We start from the raw sequence: 5,461 nt of genomic DNA on the forward strand, positions 1-5,461 counted from the left end.
GCAATAGCGCGGTGGTCCCACCTGACCCCATGCCGAACTCAGAAGTGAAACGCCGTAGCGCCGATGGTAGTGTGGGGTCTCCCCATGCGAGAGTAGGACACTGCCAGGCATCAAATAAAGCCGAAAGCCCTGAACTGACGTTCAGGGCTTTTTGCTGTGCGTAAAATAAATATCCTGACAGTATCTATTACTTTGAAAAATGCCTTTTTGGGCATATGTAGCTTATCCTTATAAGGAAGCATAATGTTTCTTTACTAGGGAAATAGCCAGCTAAATATATAATTGATAGTTCCAGATTATTATTTAAATAATAAAAATATCTATCTATGAACAGACTGATGAGAATTATCCGGTTATATCAAAGATAAGTCTTAATTCTTCAGTGTATTAGTCGATAAATTTCACGTTAATTAAAACAAATATTAGCCAGACGCCTCGAATCGAGTAGACTAGGCGGAAGATTATTTCCGTATGGGTACTGAACGTTATGTCTACTGAAAGCGCGTCTTTAAAAAACCACAATACGTTTGCGCTCCCGGTCAACGCAGCGCACCTGATCATGGCCGATAGAATTGAGCTGATGCTCAAGGTGTGGCAACAAACGCGCAAGCGTCAGGAGCCGTTGCTGATTCTCGGTGAAGGTAGCAACGTGCTGTTCCTGGAGGATTTTTCTGGCACAGTAATGGTCAATCAGTTGAAGGGCATTGATGTTCGGGAAGATAACGATGCCTGGTATCTCCACGTCAGCTCCGGTGAAAATTGGCATGACCTGGTGCAATATACGCTGCAGGCCGGGATCTGCGGTCTGGAAAACCTGGCGTTGATTCCTGGATTGGCCGGTTCCGCCCCTATCCAGAACATCGGCGCCTACGGCGTCGAATTGAAAGACGTCTGCGAGTATGTCGATCTGCTGGACTTCTCTACCGGCGCTATCGATCGTATTCCGGCTGCCGAGTGTGGTTTTGGCTACCGGGAAAGTATTTTCAAACACCGTTTCCAGACCGGACATGTCATTGTCGGGCTGGGTCTGCGTCTCAACAAACAGTGGCAACCTAAATTGAGCTACGGCGATCTGGCCAAGCTGGATCCTGCCACGGTGACGCCACTTCAGGTATTTGAATCCGTATGCGCCATGCGCCGTAGCAAGCTGCCCGATCCGCGTGAAACCGGCAATGCCGGCAGCTTCTTCAAGAATCCGCTGGTGAACGCAGAGAAAGCCGCAGAACTCATCGCTCAATATCCCGGTATGCCGCATTATCCACAGCAGGATGGCCAGGTGAAGCTGGCCGCCGGATGGCTTATCGATCAATGCGAACTGAAAGGATATCGTATCGGTGGCGCTGCGGTACACCGCCAACAAGCGCTGGTGCTGGTGAACATCGCCAACGCCCACAGTCAGGATGTGGTGGCGTTGGCGCGCCACGTACGCAAGACGGTGGCTGATAAATTCGGCGTGTGGCTGGAACCTGAGGTGCGTTTTATTGGCGCGACCGGTGAACTGAATGCCGTGGCGGTGCTGTCATGAAAGATACCAAGGTTCCGTTAAAACTGATCGCGCTGCTGGCTGACGGCGAATTCCATTCCGGTGAACACCTCGGTGAGTCACTGGGCATGAGTCGCGCGGCGATCAATAAGCATATTCAGACCATTCGCGAATGGGGACTGGATGTCTTTACCGTGCCCGGAAAAGGCTATAGCCTGCCTGGCGCCATCCAGCTGTTGGAAGCCAAGCGAATCCTCAGCCTGCTGGAAGACAAGCGTGTAAGCGTGTTGCCGGTGGTCGATTCCACCAACCAATACTTGCTGGACCGCATCGACGAATTGCACTCTGGTGATGCCTGCGTCGCTGAATACCAACAGGCTGGACGAGGGCGCCGCGGGCGGCAGTGGATCTCGCCATTCGGCGCTAATTTATATCTGTCGATGTTCTGGCGACTGGAGCAGGGGCCGGCAGCGGCTATGGGGCTTAGCCTGGTGATCGGGATGGTGATGGCGGAGGTCTTGCAGCGTCTCGGTGCGGCTGATGTGCGCGTGAAGTGGCCTAACGATCTTTATCTGAACGATCGTAAATTGGCGGGGATCCTGGTCGAACTGACGGGAAAAACCGGCGATGCGGCTCAACTGGTCATCGGCGCCGGCATCAACCTGGCGATGCGTGATACCAATGCCAGCGCCATTACTCAGGGATGGATTAACCTACAGGAAGCGGGAATTCAGATCGATCGCAATGAACTGGCTGCAACCTTGCTTAATGAACTGCGTCAGTCATTGAAACAATTTGAGATAGACGGACTCGCGCCCTTTATCGGTCGCTGGCGTACCCTGGATAACTTTATCGACAGGCCGGTCAAGCTGCTGATTGGCGAGCGGCAGATTGTGGGTATCGCCCGAGGAATCGATTCACAGGGCGCACTGTTGCTGGAACAGGACGGGGAGATCAAGCCCTTCATCGGTGGCGAGATATCGCTGCGCAGCGCGGAATAGTGAGAAAAGACAAGGGGACAGTAACGTCCCCTGAATCGATCGGTAGGCTTACTTTCTTAAACGCACGCTTTCAACGGCGTGGTTAGCGCTTTTGGTCATTATCAGGCTGGCGCGTTCACGGGTGGGCAGTATATTCTGCTGCAAATTCAATCCGTTAATTTCATTCCATAATTGCGTGGCGATATTAATCGCCTCCGGTTCCGGCAATTTTGAATAATTATGGAAATAAGAATCGGGATTGGAAAATGCGCCCTGACGGAATTTCAGAAAACGATTGATATACCAGCTTTGCAATAGCGTCTCCGGCGCATCGACATATATAGAGAAGTCGACAAAGTCGGAAACGAATACGCGATGCGGATCGTGAGGATAATCCATACCGCTTTGCAATACGTTAAGCCCTTCCAGGATCAGAATATCCGGTTGCTCGATGACTTTATTACCTTCGGGCACAACGTCATAGATCAAATGGGAATAAACCGGAGCGGTGACGCGTTTGGCGCCGGATTTCACTTCCGACACGAATTTCACCAGGCTATGCATATCGTAAGACTGCGGGAAGCCTTTTTTCTTCATCAGGCCGCGTTCGTTCAGCACCTTATTAGGGTGCAAGAAGCCGTCGGTCGTGATCAACTCAACGCTGCGGTGTTCTGGCCAACGGCTCAACAACGCCTGCAACAGACGTGCGGTTGTGCTCTTACCTACGGCTACGCTGCCGGCGATGCCGATGACATAGGGAATCTTTTGCCCGTCGGTGCCGAGGAATTGCTCGAGCACCGCCTGCCTACGCAGGTTGGAACTGATATAGAAGTTCAACAGCCGTGACAGCGGCAGATAAATCTGCGCAACTTCTTCCAACGAGAGATCTTCGTTAATCCCTTTCAGTTTAACGATCTCTTCTTCCGACAACGTCAGCGGCACCGAATCTCGCAACGCAGCCCATTGGGTACGATCGAACTGTAGGTAAGGCGTTGCTAAAGATTGATCTCTTTTTATCATAAGCCAAATTCTGCCTGTTAACGCAGGTTGGGAAAGGCGCCGGACGCCAACTCCAGAGAATAAACAAGCTGCATATTATAGACAGCTTCGTTTTTGGCGTAGACTTTTTTCGCAAAAGTTGTCGATAGGCAGCAGTTTATGTCAATTGTGCGAAGCGGCGCGCAGTTGATAAAGCGGGGTTGCAAGGCGGTATCATCAGAGCCGGATACCGCCTGAAGACTAACTGGCGATGGCGCGCGAAGGCTGATTTACGGTGAACAGACGTTTGTAATAAATGACGGTCGGATGGTAATGCCCATCGGGACCCGCTGCATAATCCGGCAGCTCACCCAAACAGCGATAACCCAGGCTGCGATAAAGCGCCTCTGCCGCCGAACCGGCCTGCGTATCCAGATACAATAGCCCGCGTTGCTGCTGCAGTGCCGCGTACTCCAGCGTCTTCATCAGAGCCTGACCTACGCCGTTGCGGCGAGCACGGCTATGCACCAACAGCTTCACCACCTCCGCACGATTACGGCCGTTCGGCTTCTGGCAAAGCTCGAGTTGCACGGTGCCAACGACGCCGCGATCGTCACGGGCAATCCACAGCAGCAGCTCACCTTTGGCCAGGGCCGGTCGCAGACTGTGGAAGTAGCTCTCGGCGTCTTCGTGAGGAATTAAGGTGTCGTAACCGACAGAAGCGCCGTGCGTGACGGCATCGGTCAACAGGCGGGCCAATTCATCGCGGTAAATTGGGAGCGTAGCGGCGTTGATAGGCACTATTTTCATCGGTCATTCCTCCTGGGATGGGGGTAATGAAGAGAAGCAATAACTGAGCCACAGCGGCGAAAGGCATAGCAACGGCAAAAGGGCGAGGGATCAGTGTAGCCCACGCCGCAGTCCGGGGCAGGTATCCCCTTTTTGGTGCATCGATCCCGCTCACAGTTTACCATCGCGGGTTAAGTGTTTTGAGAAGCCCGACACGGAGAAAGCGGCGCTCAAGGCTTGCAAAAAGTGGATGAAATTGTAGAGAATGATTGCCGCGAGTGATGAATGTTTGCACGCCGCAGGCTGCAAATTGCATGACAGTATGCAAAATTGACTGATTTATGAGCGAAAGTGCGCGTAAAGCAATTTTTTTGTTGCATAGGTCGCCCGCTCTACCTAGAATGCGCTGCACTTGATGCCGGCTTAGCTCAGTAGGTAGAGCAACTGACTTGTAATCAGTAGGTCACCAGTTCGATTCCGGTAGCCGGCACCATTCAAGTCACAAGTAGTTAAAATCTGGTGGGGTTCCCGAGCGGCCAAAGGGAGCAGACTGTAAATCTGCCGTCACAGACTTCGAAGGTTCGAATCCTTCCCCCACCACCAAATCTTGCCTTCGGCGATTAACTGAGATGCGATAAATACCGCAACGGTTGATGGCGGGAGGAGAGGGCGAAAGCCTTCGGCAAGGTTCGAGCTGTGCAGCGCAAGGCGCAGCCGGCCCGAAGGATGCGAGCCGAGTGATGAACAATCCTGCTCCATCCCAAAATTCTACAGAAAAATCAGGTAGCCGAGTTCCAGGATGCGGGCATCGTATAATGGCTATTACCTCAGCCTTCCAAGCTGATGATGTGGGTTCGATTCCCACTGCCCGCTCCAAGATGTGCTGATATAGCTCAGTTGGTAGAGCGCACCCTTGGTAAGGGTGAGGTCGGCAGTTCGAATCTGCCTATCAGCACCACTTCTTAATTTCTCGCCCCCTGATTTTCTTTCTGTTCTGGATTCAACGAGCAAATGCTTGGTTGATGTGGTGATACCACCGATTTATCCGTGTCTTAGAGGGACAATCGATGTCTAAAGAAAAGTTTGAACGTACAAAACCGCACGTTAACGTCGGTACTATCGGCCACGTTGACCACGGTAAAACTACCCTGACTGCAGCGATCACTACCGTACTGGCTAAAACCTACGGCGGTTCTGCACGTGCTTTCGACCAGATCGATAACGCGCCAGA

At 52.2% G+C, this 5,461-nt stretch carries 5 protein-coding genes, 4 tRNA genes, 1 rRNA gene and 1 other RNA gene; 9 read left to right on the forward strand and 2 right to left on the reverse strand.

Annotation, left to right across the window (positions count from 1 at the left end; genetic code table 11):
* The 3 genes from rrf to birA all read left to right on the forward strand — a co-directional run.
* Window positions 1-109 (forward strand): 5S ribosomal RNA (gene rrf / locus ACJ8QF_RS24960); the annotation flags it as partial.
* A 378-nt stretch (window positions 110-487) separates the two neighbouring features.
* Window positions 488-1,525 carry a UDP-N-acetylmuramate dehydrogenase gene (murB, locus tag ACJ8QF_RS24965; protein ID WP_004929433.1) on the forward strand — a complete coding sequence of 346 codons (1,038 nt, stop codon included), beginning with the start codon at window positions 488-490 and terminating at the stop codon, window positions 1,523-1,525.
* Window positions 1,522-2,484 carry a bifunctional biotin--[acetyl-CoA-carboxylase] ligase/biotin operon repressor BirA gene (birA, locus tag ACJ8QF_RS24970; RefSeq protein ID WP_004929427.1) on the forward strand — a complete coding sequence of 321 codons (963 nt, stop codon included), beginning with the start codon at window positions 1,522-1,524 and terminating at the stop codon, window positions 2,482-2,484. The genes murB and birA overlap by 4 nt, the downstream gene beginning before the upstream one ends.
* A gap of 48 nt (window positions 2,485-2,532) precedes the next feature.
* Here birA and coaA read toward each other — a convergent pair whose 3' ends face one another.
* The gene (gene coaA / locus ACJ8QF_RS24975; protein ID WP_025304936.1) at window positions 2,533-3,483 is read right to left on the reverse strand and encodes a type I pantothenate kinase; all 951 of its coding nucleotides are present in this window, start codon (window positions 3,481-3,483) and stop codon (window positions 2,533-2,535) included.
* Window positions 3,484-3,702: 219 nt separating this feature from the next.
* Window positions 3,703-4,251: a GNAT family N-acetyltransferase gene (locus ACJ8QF_RS24980; protein WP_004929422.1), complete on the reverse strand. Its 549-nt coding sequence runs from the start codon at window positions 4,249-4,251 to the stop codon at window positions 3,703-3,705.
* Window positions 4,252-4,647: 396 nt separating this feature from the next.
* On the opposite strand from ACJ8QF_RS24980, the gene ACJ8QF_RS24985 reads away from it, so the two are divergent.
* From ACJ8QF_RS24985 to ACJ8QF_RS25010, 6 genes are all read left to right on the forward strand, one after another.
* A tRNA-Thr gene (locus ACJ8QF_RS24985) sits at window positions 4,648-4,723 on the forward strand.
* A gap of 25 nt (window positions 4,724-4,748) precedes the next feature.
* Window positions 4,749-4,833: transfer RNA gene (locus ACJ8QF_RS24990), tRNA-Tyr, on the forward strand.
* Window positions 4,834-4,879: 46 nt separating this feature from the next.
* A non-coding RNA gene (locus ACJ8QF_RS24995) (RtT sRNA) lies at window positions 4,880-4,995 on the forward strand.
* 36 nt (window positions 4,996-5,031) lie between these two features.
* Window positions 5,032-5,106: transfer RNA gene (locus ACJ8QF_RS25000), tRNA-Gly, on the forward strand.
* Window positions 5,107-5,112: 6 nt separating this feature from the next.
* Window positions 5,113-5,188 (forward strand) — tRNA-Thr (locus tag ACJ8QF_RS25005).
* Window positions 5,189-5,297: 109 nt separating this feature from the next.
* A partial coding sequence (locus ACJ8QF_RS25010) for a GTP-binding protein (protein WP_023158627.1) occupies window positions 5,298-5,461 on the forward strand: 164 nt, incomplete at its 3' end.

Origin of the sequence: Serratia sp. CY81684 (genome assembly GCF_052166595.1) — a bacterium.
Lineage (GTDB): Bacteria > Pseudomonadota > Gammaproteobacteria > Enterobacterales > Enterobacteriaceae > Serratia > Serratia nematodiphila.

Excerpts from the sequence above, each read along its gene's own strand:
- murB (WP_004929433.1), top strand. The coding sequence starts at position 488 with ATGTCTACTGAAAGCGCGTCTTTAAAAAACCACAATACGTTTGCGCTC.
- birA (WP_004929427.1), top strand. The coding sequence starts at position 1,522 with ATGAAAGATACCAAGGTTCCGTTAAAACTGATCGCGCTGCTGGCTGAC.
- coaA (WP_025304936.1), bottom strand. The coding sequence starts at position 3,483 with ATGATAAAAAGAGATCAATCTTTAGCAACGCCTTACCTACAGTTCGAT.
- ACJ8QF_RS24980 (WP_004929422.1), bottom strand. The coding sequence starts at position 4,251 with ATGAAAATAGTGCCTATCAACGCCGCTACGCTCCCAATTTACCGCGAT.